This is a genomic window from Prochlorococcus marinus CUG1416 (assembly GCF_017695965.1).
Lineage (GTDB): Bacteria > Cyanobacteriota > Cyanobacteriia > PCC-6307 > Cyanobiaceae > Prochlorococcus_A.
The window spans coordinates 461530-482663 of record NZ_JAAORM010000002.1 but is presented as its reverse complement, the minus strand read 5'-3'; the positions used below and the strand labels follow the sequence as shown (position 1 = coordinate 482663).

24 protein-coding genes are annotated in these 21134 nt (G+C 33.0%); 7 read left to right on the top strand and 17 right to left on the bottom strand.

Features of this window, described 5'->3' with window-relative positions; all coding sequences use genetic code 11:
• Position 1 precedes the first annotated feature (1 nt).
• From HA146_RS04030 to fba, 3 genes are all read left to right on the top strand, one after another.
• Positions 2–391 (top strand): hypothetical protein, encoded by a 390-nt coding sequence (locus HA146_RS04030; protein ID WP_209108270.1) that lies wholly within the window; start codon positions 2–4, stop codon positions 389–391.
• Positions 392–393: 2 nt separating this feature from the next.
• Positions 394–1491 (top strand): Gfo/Idh/MocA family protein, encoded by a 1098-nt coding sequence (locus HA146_RS04025; protein WP_209108269.1) that lies wholly within the window; start codon positions 394–396, stop codon positions 1489–1491.
• Positions 1492–1583: 92 nt separating this feature from the next.
• The gene (fba, locus tag HA146_RS04020; protein WP_209108268.1) at positions 1584–2657 is read left to right on the top strand and encodes a class II fructose-bisphosphate aldolase; all 1074 of its coding nucleotides are present in this window, start codon (positions 1584–1586) and stop codon (positions 2655–2657) included.
• A gap of 50 nt (positions 2658–2707) precedes the next feature.
• On the opposite strand, the gene purQ is transcribed toward fba, so the two are convergent.
• The 5 genes from purQ to HA146_RS03995 form a co-directional block, all read right to left on the bottom strand.
• Positions 2708–3373, bottom strand: coding sequence for a phosphoribosylformylglycinamidine synthase subunit PurQ (gene purQ / locus HA146_RS04015; protein WP_209108267.1), 666 nt, complete (start codon positions 3371–3373; stop codon positions 2708–2710).
• A gap of 1 nt (position 3374) precedes the next feature.
• Complete coding sequence (gene purS, locus HA146_RS04010; RefSeq protein WP_011376342.1) at positions 3375–3629, bottom strand: phosphoribosylformylglycinamidine synthase subunit PurS; 255 nt, start codon at positions 3627–3629, stop codon at positions 3375–3377.
• A 97-nt stretch (positions 3630–3726) separates the two neighbouring features.
• A complete protein-coding gene (locus tag HA146_RS04005; protein WP_209108266.1) occupies positions 3727–3891 on the bottom strand; it encodes a hypothetical protein in 165 nt (54 codons plus the stop codon).
• A 45-nt stretch (positions 3892–3936) separates the two neighbouring features.
• A complete protein-coding gene (locus tag HA146_RS04000; protein WP_209108265.1) occupies positions 3937–5001 on the bottom strand; it encodes a GTP-binding protein in 1065 nt (354 codons plus the stop codon).
• Positions 5002–5010: 9 nt separating this feature from the next.
• Positions 5011–5523, bottom strand: coding sequence for a pentapeptide repeat-containing protein (locus HA146_RS03995; protein WP_209108264.1), 513 nt, complete (start codon positions 5521–5523; stop codon positions 5011–5013).
• A 63-nt stretch (positions 5524–5586) separates the two neighbouring features.
• Between HA146_RS03995 and HA146_RS03990 the strand changes: the two genes are divergently transcribed.
• From HA146_RS03990 to ilvD, 3 genes are read left to right on the top strand one after another with little or no spacing between them, the layout of a single operon-like run.
• Positions 5587–6204, top strand: coding sequence for a uracil phosphoribosyltransferase (locus HA146_RS03990; RefSeq protein WP_209108263.1), 618 nt, complete (start codon positions 5587–5589; stop codon positions 6202–6204).
• A 29-nt stretch (positions 6205–6233) separates the two neighbouring features.
• Positions 6234–6524, top strand: coding sequence for a hypothetical protein (locus HA146_RS03985; protein WP_011376338.1), 291 nt, complete (start codon positions 6234–6236; stop codon positions 6522–6524).
• A gap of 23 nt (positions 6525–6547) precedes the next feature.
• Positions 6548–8221 (top strand): dihydroxy-acid dehydratase, encoded by a 1674-nt coding sequence (ilvD, locus tag HA146_RS03980; RefSeq protein ID WP_209108262.1) that lies wholly within the window; start codon positions 6548–6550, stop codon positions 8219–8221.
• Positions 8222–8242: 21 nt separating this feature from the next.
• Here ilvD and HA146_RS03975 read toward each other — a convergent pair whose 3' ends face one another.
• From HA146_RS03975 to glpX, 7 genes are all read right to left on the bottom strand, one after another.
• Positions 8243–8629 carry a coat-like protein gene (locus tag HA146_RS03975; protein ID WP_209108261.1) on the bottom strand — a complete coding sequence of 129 codons (387 nt, stop codon included), beginning with the start codon at positions 8627–8629 and terminating at the stop codon, positions 8243–8245.
• Positions 8619–9167 (bottom strand): CIA30 family protein, encoded by a 549-nt coding sequence (locus HA146_RS03970; RefSeq protein ID WP_209108260.1) that lies wholly within the window; start codon positions 9165–9167, stop codon positions 8619–8621. The genes HA146_RS03975 and HA146_RS03970 overlap by 11 nt, the downstream gene beginning before the upstream one ends.
• Before the next feature lie 36 nt (positions 9168–9203).
• The gene (pgl, locus tag HA146_RS03965) at positions 9204–9935 is read right to left on the bottom strand and encodes a 6-phosphogluconolactonase (protein WP_209108259.1); all 732 of its coding nucleotides are present in this window, start codon (positions 9933–9935) and stop codon (positions 9204–9206) included.
• Entirely contained in the window at positions 9923–11341 is a 1419-nt protein-coding gene (gene gndA / locus HA146_RS03960) for an NADP-dependent phosphogluconate dehydrogenase (RefSeq protein WP_209108258.1), read from the bottom strand. The genes pgl and gndA overlap by 13 nt, the downstream gene beginning before the upstream one ends.
• 94 nt (positions 11342–11435) lie before the next feature.
• Positions 11436–12731: a glucose-1-phosphate adenylyltransferase gene (locus HA146_RS03955; RefSeq protein ID WP_209108257.1), complete on the bottom strand. Its 1296-nt coding sequence runs from the start codon at positions 12729–12731 to the stop codon at positions 11436–11438.
• A gap of 128 nt (positions 12732–12859) precedes the next feature.
• Positions 12860–14170: a glutamyl-tRNA reductase gene (locus HA146_RS03950; protein ID WP_209108256.1), complete on the bottom strand. Its 1311-nt coding sequence runs from the start codon at positions 14168–14170 to the stop codon at positions 12860–12862.
• A gap of 18 nt (positions 14171–14188) precedes the next feature.
• Positions 14189–15190 carry a class II fructose-bisphosphatase gene (gene glpX / locus HA146_RS03945; protein ID WP_025890675.1) on the bottom strand — a complete coding sequence of 334 codons (1002 nt, stop codon included), beginning with the start codon at positions 15188–15190 and terminating at the stop codon, positions 14189–14191.
• Positions 15191–15379: 189 nt separating this feature from the next.
• Here glpX and rpe point away from each other — a divergent pair, with 189 nt between their 5' ends.
• The gene (gene rpe, locus HA146_RS03940; protein ID WP_209108255.1) at positions 15380–16138 is read left to right on the top strand and encodes a ribulose-phosphate 3-epimerase; all 759 of its coding nucleotides are present in this window, start codon (positions 15380–15382) and stop codon (positions 16136–16138) included.
• 21 nt (positions 16139–16159) lie between these two features.
• On the opposite strand, the gene ccsB is transcribed toward rpe, so the two are convergent.
• The 5 genes from ccsB to HA146_RS03915 form a co-directional block, all read right to left on the bottom strand.
• Positions 16160–17089: a c-type cytochrome biogenesis protein CcsB gene (gene ccsB, locus HA146_RS03935; RefSeq protein WP_209108254.1), complete on the bottom strand. Its 930-nt coding sequence runs from the start codon at positions 17087–17089 to the stop codon at positions 16160–16162.
• 113 nt (positions 17090–17202) lie between these two features.
• Positions 17203–17931, bottom strand: a complete 729-nt coding sequence (lptB, locus tag HA146_RS03930; protein ID WP_209108253.1) for an LPS export ABC transporter ATP-binding protein — start codon at positions 17929–17931, stop codon at positions 17203–17205.
• Between the two features lie 94 nt (positions 17932–18025).
• The gene (locus tag HA146_RS03925) at positions 18026–18394 is read right to left on the bottom strand and encodes a DUF309 domain-containing protein (protein ID WP_209108252.1); all 369 of its coding nucleotides are present in this window, start codon (positions 18392–18394) and stop codon (positions 18026–18028) included.
• A gap of 14 nt (positions 18395–18408) precedes the next feature.
• Positions 18409–20202, bottom strand: a complete 1794-nt coding sequence (typA, locus tag HA146_RS03920) for a translational GTPase TypA (protein WP_209108251.1) — start codon at positions 20200–20202, stop codon at positions 18409–18411.
• Positions 20203–20332: 130 nt separating this feature from the next.
• Positions 20333–21046, bottom strand: coding sequence for a M15 family metallopeptidase (locus tag HA146_RS03915; protein ID WP_209108250.1), 714 nt, complete (start codon positions 21044–21046; stop codon positions 20333–20335).
• Positions 21047–21134: the final 88 nt, after the last annotated feature.

Below are 21134 nucleotides of genomic sequence, written 5' to 3'. Positions count from 1 at the left end.
GATGAAAATTATTTCTAATTTATTTTATTTTTCATTAACTCTTTTATTTTTCATTTTAAATTTTTCTTCCTATTCAAATGCAATAGGAAATGTTGATTGGGTTCTCCTAAAAGAGAATAATGATGGGAAAGAATGGCTTGATAAAGGGAGTATTAAACCGCTTCCAAATGGTGAAATAAGTGTCCTGACCAAGTTTTTTAAAAATCCAACTAATTCAGATAAAGGAGCGTTATCACTTTATGTAATGAGAATTAATTGCGATAAAAAAAAGTTCAAAGATACTTCTATAAATGGAATTCCTCAATTTAATTCAAAATGGCAAGCTTCTAATAATGATGAACTAATAGATGTTGTTATTGAAAGTAGTTGTTCAGAGTTTATTAATGGATAAGAATGAATACTAAAAATAAAAAATTAAAAATAGCAATAGCTGGACTTGGGTTTGGGAAAAAAGTTCATTTAGAGGCATTAAAAGAGTCTGTTTATTTAAAGCCTGTAGCTATTTATCATTATGAGGAAAAACAAAAATCGATTTTAGAGAAAGAAACGGGATTAGAGTTCTTTCATAATTGGGAAGACTTAGTAAAATCTCCAGAAATTGATGGAATTATTATTGCGACCCCTCCTGAATCAAGATTTAAATTAGCAAAACAAGCGCTTGAGAATAATAAGAATTTGCTACTTGAAAAACCTGTTTCAATATCGTCTTCTGAAATTGAGGAGCTTCAGAGAATATCTTTGATTAATAACTTAAGCGTATGTGTTGATTTCGAATACAGAGCAGTACCCCTTTTCCTTCAGACAAAAAAACTTATTGATGAAAATATTTTAGGAGATATATATTTAGTCAAATTAGATTGGTTAATGGGAAGCAGATCAGACCCTAAAAGAGTATGGAATTGGTATTCTTTGGAAGAAAAAGGTGGAGGAGTCATTGGTGCCTTAGGTACTCATGCATTCGATATGTTGAATTGGTTTTTTGGAGAATCAATAAACGTATCTGGCAAGTTAGCAACATCAATAAAAAAAAGACCTTTACCTAATTCCTCTAATTTAAATGATGTTACTAGCGAGGATGTTTGTCTAGCTAACATAGAAATATCAAACTACAGTTCGAATCTTATTCCATGCCAGGTATCTTTATCATCGATTTCTAGGAACGGTAGAGGATTTAGTTTAGAAATTTATGGAAGAGAAGGTTCACTTATTCTTAAAAGCGAGAACCAAAAAGATTATGTTCATGGTTTTAATTTGAAATATTCAAACAACGAAAATAAAGTACAAAATCTATCTGCAGATTCAATTTTTAATTTTGAAAAAACATGGACTGATGGCAGGATAGCTCCAGTCTTGAGAATTCAAAATTTATGGGCTGAGAGTATAATTAATAAAACACCTGTAATCCCAGGCTTGTGTGAGGGACTTGCAAGTCATAAAGTTTGCGAAGCAATAAGAGAATCTTCGAAGAGTGGGTTGAATATAAAAATATAGATTTTGTATATCTAATTACGTGACATTTGATCCCTCTTTGTACTAAACTCGCGGAAACAAGTGCTTTGTATAGCATCTAACTTATTTTAATTATGGCCCTCGTTCCACTAAGACTACTTTTAGATCACGCTGCTGAGAATGGTTACGGTATTCCAGCTTTCAATGTTAATAACCTTGAGCAAGTTCAAGCAATCATGGAAGCAGCATATGAAACTGATAGTCCTGTAATCCTCCAAGCTTCAAGAGGGGCAAGAAGTTATGCAGGAGAAATTTTCCTACGTCATTTAATACTTGCTGCAACTGAAACCTATCCAAATATTCCAGTCGTAATGCACCAAGACCATGGTAACGAGCCATCTACATGCTATTCAGCAGCAATAAATGGTTTCACATCAGTAATGATGGATGGGTCTCTAGAGGCAGATGCAAAAACACCAGCTAGTTACGAATATAATGTTGCAGTCACTAAAAAAGTAGTTGATTTTGCTCATTCAGTTGGGGTTAGTGTTGAAGGAGAATTAGGATGCTTGGGTTCATTAGAGACAGGAAAAGGTGAGGCTGAAGATGGTCATGGATTTGAAGGTGAACTTTCTACAGATATGCTTTTGACTGATCCTGATGAAGCTGCAGATTTTGTTGCTAAAACAAAAGTTGACGCTTTAGCTATTGCTATAGGTACAAGTCATGGTGCTTATAAATTCACAAGAAAACCTACAGGAGAGGTTCTTGCAATAAGCAGAATTGCTGAAATTCATAAAGCACTTCCAAATACCCATCTTGTAATGCATGGATCTAGTTCAGTTCCACAGGAATGGTTGGATATCATTAACAAATATGGTGGTGAAATTCCTCAAACATATGGTGTTCCTGTTGAAGAGATTCAAGAGGGGATAAGAAATGGAGTCAGGAAAGTTAACATTGATACAGACAACAGGCTTGCTTTCACTGCTGCTGTAAGAGAGGCCGCATTTGCTGACAAGGCAAACTTCGACCCAAGACATTTCAACAAACCTGCTAGAAAATACATGAAGCAAGTTTGTCTTGATAGATACAAGCAGTTCTGGTGTGAAGGTCAAGCAAGTAAAATCAAACAAAACAGCACTAATTATTTTGCTGATCTTTATGCAAAAGGTGCTTTAGATCCAAAAGTAAAAGCGACTGTTTAATTCCTAACCAAGTCAAACAAAAAAGACCTCCAAACTTGGAGGTCTTTTTTTTATTTCAATATTAATGATTTTAATGTAAAGAGACCATCAGTCCCACCAATTACCTCGTCACACGCTCGCTCTGGATGGGGCATTAAACCTAAAACATTTCCCTTTTCATTAGTTATGCCTGCGATATCGAATAAGGATCCATTAGGATTATTTTTGTATTTCAAAGCAATCAATTCATTATCTACAAGTTTCTTTAAAGTATCAGAATCACAATGATATCTTCCTTCCCCATGAGCTATTGGCAAATTAATAGTTTGTTTTTTATCTACATTATTAAACCAACCTCCTTTTGAAGAAACAATATCAAGTTCAACATCATCACAGATGAAATTTAGATTTTTATTTGAAACTAGGGCACCAGGCAAAAAACCTGATTCTGTCAAAATTTGAAAGCCATTACATATTCCTAAAACTCTTTTTCCGCTTTTAACAAAGTCGTTCAAGGCATTTATTAATGGAGAGAATCTCGCAATTGCTCCGCATCTTAAATAATCACCATAGCTAAATCCTCCAGGTAAAACTATTGCATCCACATCACTTAAATCTGAAGACTCATGCCACAAATATTTTGTTCTCATATCTAAACAACCTTCCAATGCCCATGAAACGTCACGATCACAATTAGATCCAGGAAAGACTACAACTCCTACAGTGAAATTATCCATTTTATAATTTTTCTAGTGAATACTCGTAATCTTCAATGACAGTATTTGCAAATAACCTATCACACAATAAATCAATTTTTTCTCTAACTTCGTTTTCCCCATTACCTTCTATTTTTACTTCAATCATTTTTCCTATACGTAATGATTTTATTCCCTCGGCTCCAAGTTTTATAGAAGCAGATTTGGTAGCTTCCCCTGCCGGATCTAAAACTGAGGGTCTTAGTCTTACAAAAACTTTTACAGCAAATTGGTCCAATTAAAAATTAATTTCTACTAGAAGATTAGTTTAAATTTTAATAAAAAGTACTCTTGATTAATAAACAAATATTTTTACTTTAAGGTTTTCTGAATTATTAAATATTTATGTAGCCTTTACCAAAACAAACTAAGCAAGTTCTTCTTGAATTTTCAGGTGTTTTAAAATTTCCTGAACCTCCACATTTGGAACATTTAATTTTATTAATAGAGAATGCATCATCAGAGATAATTTCTTTTAAAGCAATTTTTGAATTTTTCATTAAGGACTGTTAACTCTTCTAAATATCCCGACAGTAACTATAAAATCAAATCCTTATTTTTGGGTCACTTAAAATCTTAAATTTCTCTTTAATTTTTCTATTAAAAGTTTTTATCGATTTCTCATCAAATGAAATTATGACTAATTCAAGGCCAGCATTATCATTTGGTCTCCAACAATGATCTGGAGCCTCTTCAAACCAAGTATTAATTTTTTTACCAACTATTTGTATTTGTAAAGGTAATGATTTGTTTGGTATCCATATGCGTCCTTTTATTCGAAGAATATTCAATTCATCCAAGATTTTTGACATCTCTTTTTCAAAGTCATTTTTTTCAAGGAAATAATTTAATTTAATTGAATCTGATACAAGCTCAACATGATTGTGGTCATGTTCTTCCGTTAAAAATTCTTTATAAGTTTCTTTTTTAAAATTAAAATCAAATAGATAATTTAAATCAATTTTGCCATTTTTGGATTTAAGGACTGGCACAGATGAGTTTAGACTTCCTTGGATTTTATTTTTTACAAAATCAAATTGATCATCATTTAAGATATCTGATCTAGAGACTAAAACGATATCAGAAACTTCTAATTGTTCCTCAAAAAGTTCATCTATAGAGGCATTGTGATCAATTTTATCGGTTTCATTATATTGTTTTGTTATTTTATTTAAATCATTAATTGGTGAACCATTAAGCATTGATTCTCCGTTTACAATCCCAACTACTACATCGAGATAGATAGAAGACCTTATTTCAGGCCAGTTAAGAGCTTGAATTAAGGGGATTGGCAGTGCCAAGCCACTTGTTTCAATAATTATTGAATCGATAGGAGGATTAAATTCAAGGAGAGCTTTTATTGATGGAACAAAATCATCTTGAACAGTACAACATAAACATCCGTTGTTTAATTCGATTACACAGTCGTCTTCAGATTCATCACATTTATCACAACTTTTAATCAAATCGCCGTCAATTCCAACATCACCAAATTCATTGATTATTAAACCAAATTTTTTATTACTCTCTTTTAATAAATATCTAAGAAAAGTTGTTTTACCTGAACCAAGAAATCCTGAAACTACTATTACTGGTATTTTCTTTTTCATACTAAATGATTAACATCCTAAGCTATATTCTGTACTCTCTCCTGTAGAACTATTTGTGCCATTAGCAATAGCACACAATTGTTTCTGTTGTGTTCGACTAAGAACAGCATCCGTAAAATCCGCGCCATCTATTATTGCTCCGTCGAAATTACTCTCCATTAATAAAGCATTGGTAAAATTAACATCTGAAAGATCTGCATCTGTAAAGTCTGTTGCATAGGCAAGTGCGTCTCTTAAATTGGCACCCGTAAACTTTGAGTTTTGCAATTTACTATTATTAAATACCGCACCCTCCAAATTACTTTCACTGAAATTAAATCCATTCAGATCATATTTAACAAATTCGTTACCACTTAAATCTTGACCATGCATATCCGGCTCTAAATCAAGGTCTTGTTGGTTTCTAATCTCAGGAGGACGTTTGGCCCATGCAGAATTTACAGAATTAAAAAATAAAATTCCAATGAATAATAATGTAATTAACGCATTCTTTAGAGTGGGGAAATTAATTGATTTAATCATAATAAGACTGTATTTTAGAACTTATGTATTTAAAGTTTGTAAGAGTATCTTAAAGGAAAATATATGGCAATGTCACTAAAGGTTATTGTTCCTCCTCATCCATTAATAAAACATTGGCTTTCAATATTGCGAGAAAAAAACACTCCAAATATTTTGTACTCAACAGGATATGAACAATTAGGTAAATGGCTTACTTATGAAGCATTACGAAATTGGTTGCCATATAAAAAAGAAATAGTAAATACTGATCATGGGGATACGGACGGATATTTTATTAATAATGATTATCCAATAAAAGTTCTCGCAATGATGCCCGAAGGCTTATCTCTTTGGTTAGGATCTAAAGAAGTAATTCCTAATTCAACCCTTTCACTAGGAGAAATTCCTAAAAGTATTGAATCAAATGAAGGAATTATTTTTTATTCGGAACAAATAACGACAAAATCCACAGCAATTGAGACTTTATTAAAATTAAAGGAATTAGGAGTTGATTCCAATAGGATTTTATTAATAACTGCTATTTGCTCGAATAAAGGGTTAAATGAAATTGCGAAATTATTCCCTAATCAGGTAATCTACACCTCATGCATTGATGAGGAAGACGAAAAGACAACATTTTTGGTACCGGGTATTGGGAATCCTTTATTGCGTTTGAGTACTATATTTCGAGATAAGAACTAATATATAATGTAGGAGTAAATATTTTACCAATGTCTGAATACAGAGATTCGTCTTCAAATAATCTTTTATCATTAATAAGCGGTGCTTTTATTGGAGCAGCTGGTCTAGCTTGGTGGTTAATATCTGAAGCAGACAAAAGAAAGGAGGAAAAAAAACAAAAAGCAATGATGTATTCTTCCAGAATTCAAGACGGCTCTGAAGCGATTGATTCAAATGAAAATATAAATGAAGTTGAAGGAGAGAATCTTGAGAAGAAAGTTGAGCAACTTAATTCTGCAATTGCTGATGTGAGGAAGCAACTTGAAGAGTTAGGGCAATAGAATAAAAAAGGTTCTCTAATAACATGAATAAACTAAGATCATCTGCAATAACACAAGGTGTGCAAAGATCCCCTAACAGATCTATGTTAAGAGCTGTTGGATTTAGTGATGAAGATTTTAATAAACCTATTATTGGAGTTGCAAATGGATACAGCACCATAACACCATGCAATATTGGGTTAAATAAGTTAGCTCTCAGAGCTGAAGATTCAATAAGAAGATCCGGTGGGATGCCTCAAATGTTTGGAACGATTACAGTAAGTGATGGTATTTCTATGGGAACAGAGGGCATGAAATATTCTCTAGTTTCCAGAGAAGTTATTGCTGATTCAATAGAAACAGCGTGCAATGCTCAGAGTATGGATGGAGTGCTTGCTATAGGAGGATGTGACAAAAATATGCCAGGTGCCATGATAGCGATTGCAAGAATGAATATTCCCTCAATTTTCATTTATGGAGGAACAATCAAACCAGGCAAATTAAATGGAGAAGATCTTACTGTTGTAAGTGCATTTGAAGCTGTAGGACAATTAACATCAGGAAAAATTAATGAAGAAAGGCTAATCCAAGTTGAAAAAAATTGTATTCCTGGTGCTGGTAGCTGTGGCGGGATGTTTACAGCCAATACAATGTCTGCGGTTATAGAAGTATTAGGTTTAAGTCTTCCTCACAGTTCAACGATGGCTGCTGAAGATCTTGAAAAAGAATTAAGTGCAGATAAAAGTGCTGAGATATTAGTCTCTGCAATAGAAAAAGATATTAGACCTCTAGACCTAATGACTAAGAAAGCATTTGAAAATGCAATATCAGTAATTATGGCAATTGGAGGTTCAACAAATGCGGTTTTGCACATCTTAGCCATTGCAAATACGGCAGGAATAGATATCAATATTAATGATTTTGAGAGGATAAGACAAAAAGTCCCAGTCATTTGTGACCTTAAACCGAGTGGTAAATATGTAACGGTGGATCTTCATAATGCAGGAGGTATTCCACAAGTAATGAAAATACTTTTGAATGCAGGATTAATTCATGGCGAATGCAAAAACATTGAAGGTAAAACCATCTCAGAATACTTACAGAAAATTCCAGATAAGCCTCCAGCGAATCAAGATGTAATAAGAGACATATATGATCCTCTTTATAAAAAAGGACATCTAGCGATTTTAAAAGGCAACCTAGCAAGCGAAGGTTCTGTAGCGAAAATTAGCGGAGTAAAAAACCCTGTCCTAACTGGTCCAGCAAAGATATTCGAAAGTGAAGAGGATTGCTTAAAATCTATATTAAATAATGATATTAAAGCTGGTGATGTTGTTGTTATTAGAAATGAAGGCCCTGTAGGGGGGCCAGGCATGAGAGAAATGTTAGCCCCTACATCTGCAATTGTTGGTCAAGGACTGGGAGAGAAGGTGGCTTTAATTACTGATGGCAGATTTAGCGGTGGTACTTATGGTCTAGTTGTGGGTCACATAGCTCCAGAGGCTGCCATCGGCGGAAATATTGCTCTAATAAAACAAGGTGATTTAATTACCGTAGACGCCGTAAATCAACTAATTGAAGTTGATTTGTCTGACGAAGAATTAGAAAAAAGAAAAAAAGATTGGGTAAAACCTACACAAAAATACAAAAGAGGGATACTTTCAAAATATTCGCGGATCGTAAGCACATCAAGTCTAGGGGCAGTAACTGATTTATAAATCAGATCAAAGTTTATTTTCTTAATCAATAAAACTTTTTATCCTATTTGCTAAATTTTCCAATCTAGAGCTGTATTTTGGTGCGTTACATTTTTTCCCATTATTGCTATCCATCCATAATGTTTTAACTCCACACCATAATATTGGTTCGTCAGGAAAATTAAGCTTAGAGATTACTAAAACTAACTCTTTATTCGATTTAAAAAGTTCTAATTCAAGATCGTAAATTTCTAATCTTTTACCTTCTTTATCTCGACATAGGATATTAACAGTCAAATCAATATCTTCTTCTTCAATTGCGTATTCACCATTTATTTTTACTACAGAATGAACAAAAGGTTTATTTGTTATATCTGCTGACTTAGCGATTAAGCTCTCTATATTCTTTGGTGGATTTTCAAAAAACACTTATTGATTTAATTAAAACTTTTATCGAACCCTGTTTAAACTCATTATTAAGTAATCCATCATCTCCAAACTTAGAATGTAGTAATTGCAATCTTTTAATTTTAGATGGCTTGAATTTAAATGGGAAACTTACTTTATTAGCTCTTACCGAGGGCTTAAGCGAACTAAAAGGAATTTGAACATTTGTTGTTCCGAATTTTTTTGTTGGAAATGATTTAATCCACCTTAGACCACCTGGAATAAATTCGGTAAGTCCAAGTAGATCATCTTCACAAGCGACGGCAAATTTGAAAGTTCTTCCTTGTCCATCAATATTTAATTCAAAGGATGAATATTCAGAAAGATTTAAAGAAGGTTTATATATAGAAGATCTACAACTAACGAATCCTCCGGCTTTTTCGACAATAATACCCTTTAATAACAAACCAGAATTTGAAATTTCACATAAAGCTGAGCTTGATCCGCCCATAACCGTGTCATTTAATGTATTCCAACCATCAAAATACTTTTTCTGGAATAAAAATTTTTTCTTACTCATTAAATAATTTTAATTATTAATAGACTTTAACTAAATTTATAATTCTTTTGCTGATTCTCTATCACAAAATATTGAAATTTGATTTCTAGATTTAATTAATTTTGATGGTGTTCTATCGGGAGGTTCTTTTTCATCTAATAACCTCTCAAGAGCTAGTTTTTTAGAGGCACCACTAACCAAAAATACTATCTTTGATGAGGCCGAAAGGACTTTTGGAGTCAATGAAATTCTTTTTAATCCTTTACCTTCATTAAAAATAACAAAATCATCCACATTATTATTTTGCTGATAAGGGAATAGTGAAGCTGTATGACCATCATCTCCAAGACCTAATAAAGTTAAATCAAAAGATGGATGTTTTGATCCGCATTTTTCAAATAGTTTAGAAATAAAAAGATTTTTTATAGTTTCATCATCAGCTTTTAAGTCGCTAAAGATTTCATAAAAAAAAGCTTTAGATCCAAAATTAGTTAACAATGAATTTTTCAACATTAGGGAATTACTTAATTCTGAATTTGGATCAACACATCTTTCATCTCCTAAAAAAACATCAACCATATCCCATCTAAGATCACTATTTGAAAGAAGCTGATATACAGACTTAGGAGTTGAACCTCCACTTACACAGAATTTGAATCTATCATTCTTTTTTAATGTATGAATAATTTGACTTTCAATAAACTTAAAAACTGCTGATGATAGTTCTAACTTGTCTTTATAAATGTTTAGGGTATATCCATTTTTAACCTTTTCAATCATTTCATCCATTCAGTATGAAAACTACCTTCTTTATCAATTCTTTCGTAGGTATGTGATCCAAAACAATCTCTCATTGCCTGAACAAGATTCTGAGGAAGTCTATTTGTTCTATAACTATTCAAGTAATCTAAAGTACTAGATAGGCAGGGAACTGGTATTCCAGCTTTTGTAGATAAAGAAACAACATTGGCTAAGTTATCTAATCTTGTTGCGATTTCATTATTGAACCAATCATCAAAAATTAAATTTTTAAGGTTAGGGTCCTTTTTATAAGCGTCTTGAATTCTACTTAATAATTTTGATCTAATTATGCAACCTCCTTTCCATATTTGAGCGATTGATGGCATATTAAGATCATAATTATATACAGACGATGCTTCTCTTAATATATCCATCCCTTGAGCATAGCTAGCTATAGTGGCAAGGACGACAGCATCAAATAAAGGTTTCATTCCATCTGAAATATCTCCTAAATCGAAATCCTCTATATCTTTGGATGGAATAGTTTTTTCAATTTCAATACGTTGATCTTTTAAAGAACTCATTACTCTGGCATTTAAAGAAGCATAAATAGTTGGAACTGAAACCCCAAGTTCTAAAGCGCTTACAACAGTCCATAACCCAGTACCTTTCTGGCCAGCTTTATCCAATATTTTCTCCACAACATCATCTCCAGTTATTTCATCTTTTGTATTCAGACAAATCTCTGTTATCTCAACAAGATAAGAAGCTAATTCATCAGTATTATTCCAAATACCAAAAACCTCTGACATCTGCTGACCATCCATACCTTTGACTCTCTTCATAAGGTCATAAGCTTCTGCGAGTATTTGCTCTATTCCATATTCGATTCCGTTATGCACAGTCTTTACAAAATGTCCCGAGCCTCCTGGCCCAACATATGCTACACAAGGTCCATCTTCAACTTTGGCAGCCATTTTAGTAAGTAAGCTTTCTATCGCATCGTAAGAGGTTTTAGTACCGCCAGGCATCATACTTGGCCCTTCAAGAGCACCTTTAGCACCCCCGGAAACTCCCATTCCTATATATCCAAAACTTTTACTTTCAAGAGTATTTACCCTTCTTTCTGTATCTTTAAATTGGGAGTTACCACCATCAATTAATAAATCACCTTCTTCAAGATATCCAGAAATATTATCTATAACAGCATCAGTTGCAGGTCCAGCTTTTACCATCATAAGAATTCGCCTAGGTCTCTCAAGTTTATTAACAAATTCTTGAAGAGTTTTAGCACCCTCTATATTCTTCCCTAAGCCTCTACCCTCTAAAAATTCCTCAGTTTTTGAGTAAGTTCTATTAAAAACCACACTAGAAAATCCATTTCTTTCTGCATTAAGAACTAAATTTTCCCCCATAACACCAAGACCTATTAAACCAAAATGTGCCTTGGACATAAAAAATAAAAAACTCAATAAATATAGTTTGCCTACAACTCAAGAAAATTGCTCAAAAAAAATACTTATGTCAGCGAAAAATGATCGAAAAGAATTAAATTACTGTTCCGTTTGCAATAGTTGCATTTTTAACTACTACAACAATTCCATTTCTAATATAGAAACCTAATTCTGGCTTATCAGCTTCTTCCACTCGATCTTTATTAATAATCACGACATTATCACCTATCCTTGTATTCTTATCAAGAATCGCTCTTTTTACAGTAGTTCCCTCGCCTACTCCAAGAGGTGTTCCACCTCCTTTTCTTAATTCAATTCTTTCTTCGGGCGATTCAAAGAAATCGGCGCCCATTACTAAAGTGTCCTCAAGGACAGAATCACTTTCAATCCTGCTTCTTACACCTAAAACACAATGCAAAATACTGCATGACTTCAAAATTGTTCCTTCGCAAACTATTGAATCAGTAATTTGAGCATCTACAAGTTTAGAAGGGGGTAGAAATCTTGGTCTTGTATAGATTGGAAATTTTTCATCATAAAAACTAAATGGAGGTTTTGGTTGCTCTGTTAATGCTAAATTTGACTCAAAGAATGCTCCGATGGTTCCGATATCTTCCCAATAATCATCAAAAACATAACTTTTTAGATTATCACCCCTTTTAAGAGCTTCAGGAATAATATCCTTACCAAAATCTGTATAACTAGGAAATTTATTTAGAAGATCAAAAAGAGTATTTCTACTAAAAACGTAAATGCCCATAGAGGCAAGATACGTTTTTTTTGCTGCTGATTCCTTAGTTAATCCAAATTTTGAAGTATCAACAGCCATTGCCTTCAACTTGTCTCCAGTGGGCTTTTCACTGAATTCTTTTATATTTCCTAAATCATCTGTTCTCATGAGGCCAAAACCTTCTGCTTGAGCTTCATCAACAGGTAAAGCTGCAACAGTTAAATCTGAACCATTATCTCTATGATGTTGAACAAATAAGCTGTAGTCCATTCTATAAAGTTGATCACCTGACAATATTAAATATTCATCAACATCCCATTCTTGAAATAACCATTGGTATTTTCTTACAGCATCAGCAGTACCTTCAAACCACTTTGGACTATCAGGCGTTTGTTGAGCAGCTAAAACCTCTACAAATCCTTGTCCAAAAGGGCCATTTAAATTATAGGTTCTACCTATATGTCTATTTAGAGATGCACTATTGAATTGAGTCAATACGTACATTTTTTCAATACCTGAATTAATACAATTACTAATTGGGATATCAATTAAACGATACTTGCCTGCCAGTGGAACAGCAGGTTTCGCCCTCATTTTTGTTAAGGGGTAAAGTCTAGAACCTTTTCCTCCTCCGAGGATGATTGCCAACACACGCTTCATTCAATCTAATGGAGGTAGATACAACTATTTAAAGTAACTGATTATGGGTAGATTTAGAAATAGGAATGGTCAGTTTACAAAGGTATTTCGATAAATTACTTGAAAAACTTAATATAAATTCAGAAAATTTAAGAATTTTTATCCTCTTCTACCAAAGAAAACAATTTTTCAACAATTTTTAAAGAAGCTTGTCTTTCTTCTCTTGATTGAGGACTTCTCAACTTAGTAACAGGCGTATGAAGAATTTTATTAATAATTCCTTTGGTAAGAGCTTCCACAACTTTTCTTTCTCGAGCAGAAAAATCTGGTCCCATTCTACTAAGTGCTTTTTGCAATTCCTCTTTTCTAATTAACTCTAAATCTGATCTAAGTTTATTAATTACTGGAACCGCCTCTAAACTTGCCCACCATTCTAGAAAAATAATTCTTTCTTCTTCTACTAAAGATTCTGCTTCCTTTGCAATTTTCTGTCTAAATTCTTGATTTCTTGACACGACCTCTTGTAAGTCATCTACATCAAATGATTTTACAAATTGATGTTGTTTAACATCATTGGAAATATTTCTCGGTACCCCAATATCAATAAATTTAAGTTTATTATTCAAATTTAATTTTTCAATTTTAGCGAGATTAATTATTGGTTCTTCAGTTGCTGTACTTGTAAAAACAAGAGAAGATATTGATATATTTTCATCTAATTCGTTTAAACCTCTACAAACAATTTCCAAGTCAGGGAAGTCTCCCGCAAGATTTAATGCTCTATCAATATTTCTATTAACAAGAATAAGTTTGTGACATCCTTTTGATTTTAAATGAGTAATTAAAAGCCTACTCATTCGTCCAGCGCCAACTACAAGAACCTTTTCTGATGACAAACTTACAAGAGTATCAAACCCTTTTTCTTGTCCAATTTTTAATTGAGCAAGTTCTACAGCTGCTGAACTTATTGATACAGCTCCAGTTCCTAAATTTGTTTCTGATCTAACTTTTTTACCTGTACTAACTGATTGAGTTAACAATCTATTAAGAATAGGTCCAGTAGATTGATTCTCTTGACCTAATCTCATCATTTTTTTTACCTGCGAAAGGATTTGTCCTTCACCTAAAACGAGACTATCGAGTCCTGCCGAAACTTTCATTAAATGCAACACTGCATCTTCTTGTCTAAAGCAAAAAAGATGCGGATTTAAATCCTCAAAAATAATTCCAGAATAATTTACAATAAATTCTTTAATTGATGAAATTCCAGTATTTTTATCTTTTACAAGCGCATATATTTCTAGCCTATTACAAGTACTTAAAATTGACACCTCTAATACATCATTGAAAGCCTTTAAGGCTTTCAATGATTCTGTTATGGATTGGTCAGGAATACTTAACTTCTCACGCACTTCGACAGGTGCCGTGCGATGACTTAGTCCGACGACAACAATATGCATAAAATCAAATGTAAATTTTTAAAGGCTGATACTTTTTGCACCATCTTTTATATGGACAGTATTTGTAAATCGAGCAGTACTATCCAATGTACTAATAACAAGGCTACTTGTTCTAACACAATCCCTTTCAAATTTAACTCCGTCAAATAATAATCCATCAGTTATTCCACTACCAGCGAACACAACGTTTTCTCCTGATGCAAGTTCATTAGCCTCATATATTTTATCTATATCTGTTATTCCCATTTCATTAAGACGTTTAATATTTCCTTCTTTTGTGTAATCAGCCCATTCAGATGTTTGTGCAATTGCTGGATCATATACTAATTGTCCCTGAAAGTGTCCTCCTAAAGCTCTCATTGCTGCTGCTGAAATTACACCTTCTGGAGCTGCTCCTATACCCATCAAGCAATGTGTCCCAGTTCCGGCAAAACCACATGCAATAGCAGCTTGAACATCACCATCAGAAATTGGTTGTACTTTTGCACCACACCCACGAATCTCTTTAATTAAATCCTTATGCCTAGTTCTATCCATAACAACGACAGTAAGTTCATCAATAGAAAGACCTAGACAATCACTAAGTATCTTCAAGTTTTCAGTAGCCGAATTTCTAATATCTACTTTCCCTTTCGCTGCAGGAGGAGCAGCTAATTTGTTCATATAAAAATCAGGCGCATTAAAAAGCCCGCCGGTATCAGAAGCAGCTAAAACCGCCATAGATCCTCTTTGATTATTTGCACATAGATTAGTTCCTTCACAAGGATCTACTGCAAAGTCAACTCCTGGTCCACTTCCACTTCCTACCTCTTCACCGATATAAAGCATAGGTGCTTCATCTCTTTCGCCTTCTCCAATAACAATTTTCCCTTTCATTTCTATTTTGCCCATTCGCAATCTCATTGCTTCGACAGCCGCAGCATCAGCTTCATCTTTTTGACCAAGTCCTGTAAGTTTTGCTGAAGCAATTGCTGCTTGCTCAACAACTTCGAGAATTTCTTGAATTAAAGTTTGATTCACAATTAAAATTTTTTAAGGATTTTCTAAAAGGTTTTAAGTATAATCTCATAAAAAATTTATTTTTTATGAGAATTATTACGCTAATAAGCTTTTTTAACTCTTTACAGCTGTTACTTTATCAGGCCGTGACTTGAAATTAGGAATAAACAACTAAATATAGTATCTTTATTAAATATTTTTAAAAATTAAATGACTGAGTCAAATCAAACAAATTTAGCTGGTGTTAATAGACCAATTCAAATAATTCCTTCTGTTTTACCAGCAGATTGGGCAAATATGGGGGCATGTGTTAAAGAGCTAGAGGATGCTGGAGTAGATAGAATTCAATTTGATGTAATGGATGGAAATTTCGTACCAAATCTTACTTTTGGTCCTGAGATGATTACTGCATGCAGGAAATATTGCAATGTCCCTTTCGAAACTCAATTAATGGTGAGCCAATATAATTGTGAAACCATGCTTGAATCTTACGTAAACGCTACAAAAGGAGCTAATGGTGAACCAGGAGTAGTAATAGCTCATGCCGAAGCAAATATTCATCTACATAGAATTCTTGGAAGAATAAGAGACCTAGGAGGATCTCCTTCCGTTGCATTAAATCCTCATACTCCATTTGAGATGATTGAAAACATTATGGATATGGTTGATCATGTTTTGGTTATGACAGTTAATCCAGGCTTTGGTGGACAAGCTTACATACCGACAATGCTTAATAAAATCAGAAAGATAAGAAACTATATTATCGAAAAAAGCTTAAATGTCGACATTGAAGTTGATGGGGGCATAAAAGCAAATTGGACTATTTCACAATGTGCCGATGCCGGTGCTAATTGTTTTATTGCAGGCAGCGGGATGTTTGCCTATCAAACTTTAAAAGAGGGGTGTGATGACTTGAGAAAAGTTGCGAAAGAAGCACAAGATGGAAAGGTGCTTTCAGAACCTCAATAAATAATCTGGAATACTATCTAATCATCCAAAAATCCAGCCATAACTATGTAAACCTATTCCTAAAAAATTAACTCCTAAATAACATACTAAAACCACCAGGAAACCGGTTGAAGCCAATAAAGCTGGTCTTCTACCTTGCCAACCTTTACTTATTCTCATATGCAGATAAGCGGCATAAAACAACCATGATATAAATGCCCATGTTTCTTTTGGATCCCAACTCCACCAAGTACCCCATGCCTCATTAGCCCAAACTGCTCCTGAAATCAAACCGAGAGTCAAAAGAACAAAACCAATTAATATAGAACGATAACTTAATGTATCTAATTCTTCTGAATGAGAAAATTCAATAGGATTAACTAAATCATTTAAAGAATAGTTTTTAGACATTTTGAACCCTCCTATACCTGTAGAACTACTTCTAATTTGAAGCGGTTTATTTTTATTAACAAACAAAACAGAAGCTGAAAGTAAAGAACCTATTATTAGTGCTGCATAACTAAGCATGACGACACTAACATGCATTACTAACCAACTAGATCTTAAAGCTGGTACCAAGTTGGATGATAATTTCAAATCGTCAGGCAAAACAAAACAAGCAAAAGCCACAGTCAGCAACTCAATAGGTATTGCTATTGATGGGATTATTGGAGATTGATATTCCCTCTCAATCAAAAGTTGTCCCATTGAGATCCCCCAAGTAAGGAAATAAAGAGATTCATACAAATTGCTAATAGGAAAGTGTCCAGAAATTGACCACCTAAAAAGTAATTGTAATGTTATGAATAAATTAACCAGAATGGTAAGTAGTCTTACAATAGAAGAAGACTCTTTTTTGAAAAATGCAACTAAAGATATTGGTAAATTAACTAATAATATATAAAAAACTAAAATGCCTAATACCGAAACAGGGTCATATATTAAATTTTTAAAAAGATTATCTAGTATCATTTCTATAAATTAATTCAGTTTTAATAGTCAATATCAACCAAATAATAATTTAAATCATTCTTATATGAGTAAATCTTTAATAATTAAGTTTTAATTTAATTTGCAAAAGGATTTCAAAGTTTGAAATTATCTCCAAGATAATACTTCTTCACTATTGGATTATCTGCTAATTCACTTGATGATCCGTAAGCTAAAATTTGTCCTTCACTTAATACATATGACTTGTTGGTAATTAAAAGGGTTTCCCTCACATTATGGTCTGTAATAAGAATCCCTACCCCGTCACTACTTAATTTAAGAATTAGTTTCTTTAAATCAGTAACCGCTAGAGGATCGATACCAGCGAAAGGTTCGTCTAATAATAAATATTTAGGCCCTTTTCTACCTACTGTTAAAGCTCTCGCTATCTCACATCTCCTTCTCTCTCCTCCTGAAAGTTGATAACCATAATTGTCTACAAAATTATTCAAATTAAATTCATTAATTAGTTGTTCTCTTCTATTTCTAATTACCGCTCGACTAGAAGTTGAATTCTGCAAAGCTAAATCTATATTCTCTTTAACAGTGAGATCTCTAAATATACTCGACTCCTGAGTTAAATAACCCAAACCAAGTCTTGATCTAATTGGTAGTGAAAGATTAGTTATATTCTCACCATTCATTAAAACCTCACCTTTATCAGGTTTTATATTCCCAACCGCAAGATTAAAAGTGGTAGTTTTCCCTGCACCGTTCGGTCCCATCAAACCTACAACTTCTCCTGGATTTACAGTTATGGATACATCATTTACTATTAACCTTCCCTTAATTGAAAGTGATACCTTTTGAATTGTTAAATTCATCTTCATTTAGAACGATTAGTTATTTTATTTTCTTGAAAGAAAAATGAAATAAAAAACAAACTTTTAATTAGATTGAAAGATATACTCATATTCATCAAAGAGTTTTCAAATAAGGCTTGTCATTATCGTTTAAAATTTCCTTATATTGTAATTTCCTTAATAAATCTTCCAAACATCTGCAGAAGGATTCAAGATCAATACCTAAATTAATATTGGTTCTAGTTTTTATTCTACCTAAACCTTCTCCAAGCAAAATAGTAGCTCCATTTAAATTACCCTTACTTAGGTGAAACTGTGAGACGGCTACTTGTAAAATCCCCTGTATGACTTGTCTTTCGTCACCATCAACAAAATTCCAAATTTCTTCAAAAGCATCATGAGCCTCATACCATTCATGATTATTAAAAAGATTTAAAGCAATAAAAAGTGAATCTTTAAAATCTATTGTACTTTCTTCATCCATGAAATTAATTATTATTATTTCTTCTTCTTATTTATTTTTCTCATTCTTATTGAATCAGGTGTCACCTCTAGCATTTCATCTGGGCCAATATATTCGAGTGCTCTTTCAAGGGTAATATCAACAGGTGACTGCAAAGTATCAAGTTCTTCTGCCCCTGCAGACCTCATATTAGTCAACTGCTTAGTTTTACATATATTCAACTCAAGATCTTGTGGTCGATTATTCTCTCCAATAATCATTCCCTTATAAACTTTAACTCCAGGTTTAATAAAATAAACTCCCCTATCTTCAGCATTCTTTAAGGCATAAAATGTAGCCACACCTTCCTCAAAAGCAATAAGAACTCCATTTCTCCTGGTTTCAAAATCTCCTGTTTTAGGTTTATATTCATAAAAAGAGTGACTCATAATACCTTCACCCCTCGTTATTCGAACAAATTCACCACGGAATCCAATTAATCCTCTTGATGGCACAAGAAATTCTAATTGAGTTCTCCCATCTGAACTTGTCTGCATATTTTTCATCTCTGCCTTTCTCGATCCAAGTTTCTCTATACATGGGCCAACAGATACTTCAGGGACATCTAAAACCAAAGTCTCTATAGGCTCACATTCAACATTATCAATTTCTCTAAAAATTACTTGAGGTTGCGAAATTTGAAACTCAAAACCCTCTCTTCTCATAGTTTCAATCAAAATCCCTAAATGTAATTCTCCTCTTCCTGAAACTGAAAACCTATCAGGAGAATCAGTTTCTTCGACCCTTAGGGCGACATTTGTTAAAAGTTCCCTCTCTAATCTATTTTTCAATTGTCTACTAGTAACAAACTTCCCTTCTTTTCCAGCAAATGGGGAATCATTGACAACAAAAGTCATATTTAAGGTGGGTTCATCAACCTTGATTAATGGAAGAGGATGAGGAGAATCTGGACATGCTATGGTCTCACCAATATTGACGTCATCGAAGCCAGAAACAGCAACAATATCCCCTGCGAATGCTTCATTTATATCAATTCTTTGTAATCCTTCGAATCCTAATAGTTTACTAACCTTACCTTTAATAGTTTTTCCATTTTCTTTAATTAAACTGGCTTGTTGTCCATTTTTTATAGTTCCATTATGAATTTTTCCAATCACAATTCTGCCTAAGAAATCAGAATAATCCAAGGTAGTTATTTGTAGCTGAAGAGGCTTATTCGAGTCACCTACTGGAGGTGGAACATGTCTAATAATAGCTTCAAAAAGAGGCATCATATTGTCACTATTGGATTCCATCTCTTCTTTTGCGAAACCAGATAGGCCGCTCCCAAAAAGATAAGGGAAATCACATTGATCATCGTCAGCTCCTAATTCTAAAAACAAATCAAGGACCTTATCAACTGCTATTTCTGGAACTACTCTTGGCCTATCAATTTTATTTACAAAAACTATAGGCCTAAGTCCTTTTTCTAATGCTTTTTTCAAAACAAATCTTGTTTGTGGCATTGGCCCCTCATTTGCATCAACAATAAGCAAACAACCATCAACCATTCCTAAAACCCTCTCGACTTCTCCTCCAAAATCAGCATGTCCAGGTGTATCTATAATATTAATTCTGGTATCTTTATAGTTAACTGCAGTATTTTTTGAGAGTATTGTTATTCCTCTTTCTCTTTCAAGATCATTTGAATCCATTACACATGTAGGAATAACTTCATTGTCTCTAAATATTCCTGATTGAGATAACAATGCATCCACAAGAGTTGTCTTCCCATGATCTACATGGGCGATAATTGCAACATTTCTAATTTCTTTTATCGAAGATGACATTTATGAAATTTATATAAATTTTAGATTGACTTTATTAAGGCTAACTCAAAGAATGCTTATTATGACAATTTTCACTTTAAGACTTTGAAAAATATAATCATATTGAATAATTTAATTAATAAAATTAGATTTATAATTCTCTGTTTGAAGTTTCAAAAACTTTTAAAGCTTCAATTGAGCCCTCATATCGCCAATGCCAGGGTTCATAATCTATATATTTATTATTTTTGTTAAAAGATAACTTAAAGTGAAACTTAGCTGCATTCTTTTTTAACCATCTAAAAGCATCAGTATTCTCAAATTCGCTCTCAAAGTCAGTTCCTCTTTGAGTCGCATCACCAATATCAATTGCGAAACCAGTACTATGTTCAGAATATCCTGGAGGTGCTGAAACTCTAGCTCTTTCTGCAGCTTCTTGATTTCTAATAGATTTTAAAGAATAAAAGATATTGTTTTGCAAATTTATTGATCTATAACCACTCAAGAAGACTAAATATATACCATCCTTTTTTGCTTCTTCTCTCATATTTAATAGAGAATCACGCATATCAATGTGTACTTCAATATTAGGCTCAATTAAAACTAGTTTCTCTTTAGGAATTTCGTTATATGGTAGATGGCCCAAAATTCTATGGCCGTGATTCCTCTCAAACTTGGAATTTAGATTAACTATAGGGTCTATTTCTATATTTCTAATAAATCTCAATGCAACTGAAGAAAAAAGAAGTAAAAGAAATGGAGCAAATATTAAAAATTTTTTTAATAATATTGAGTTTGAATTATTTAAATGGGTTCTTTTGGCTAGCTGTATATCAAATTGATTTATTTCTTTGTTTTGTTCCAATAGATATAGATGAATTTGAAAAACATATTTCGATATTAACTATTATTTTAAGAAATGCACTTTTATAAGCAAAAAAGATGTAGCTTTT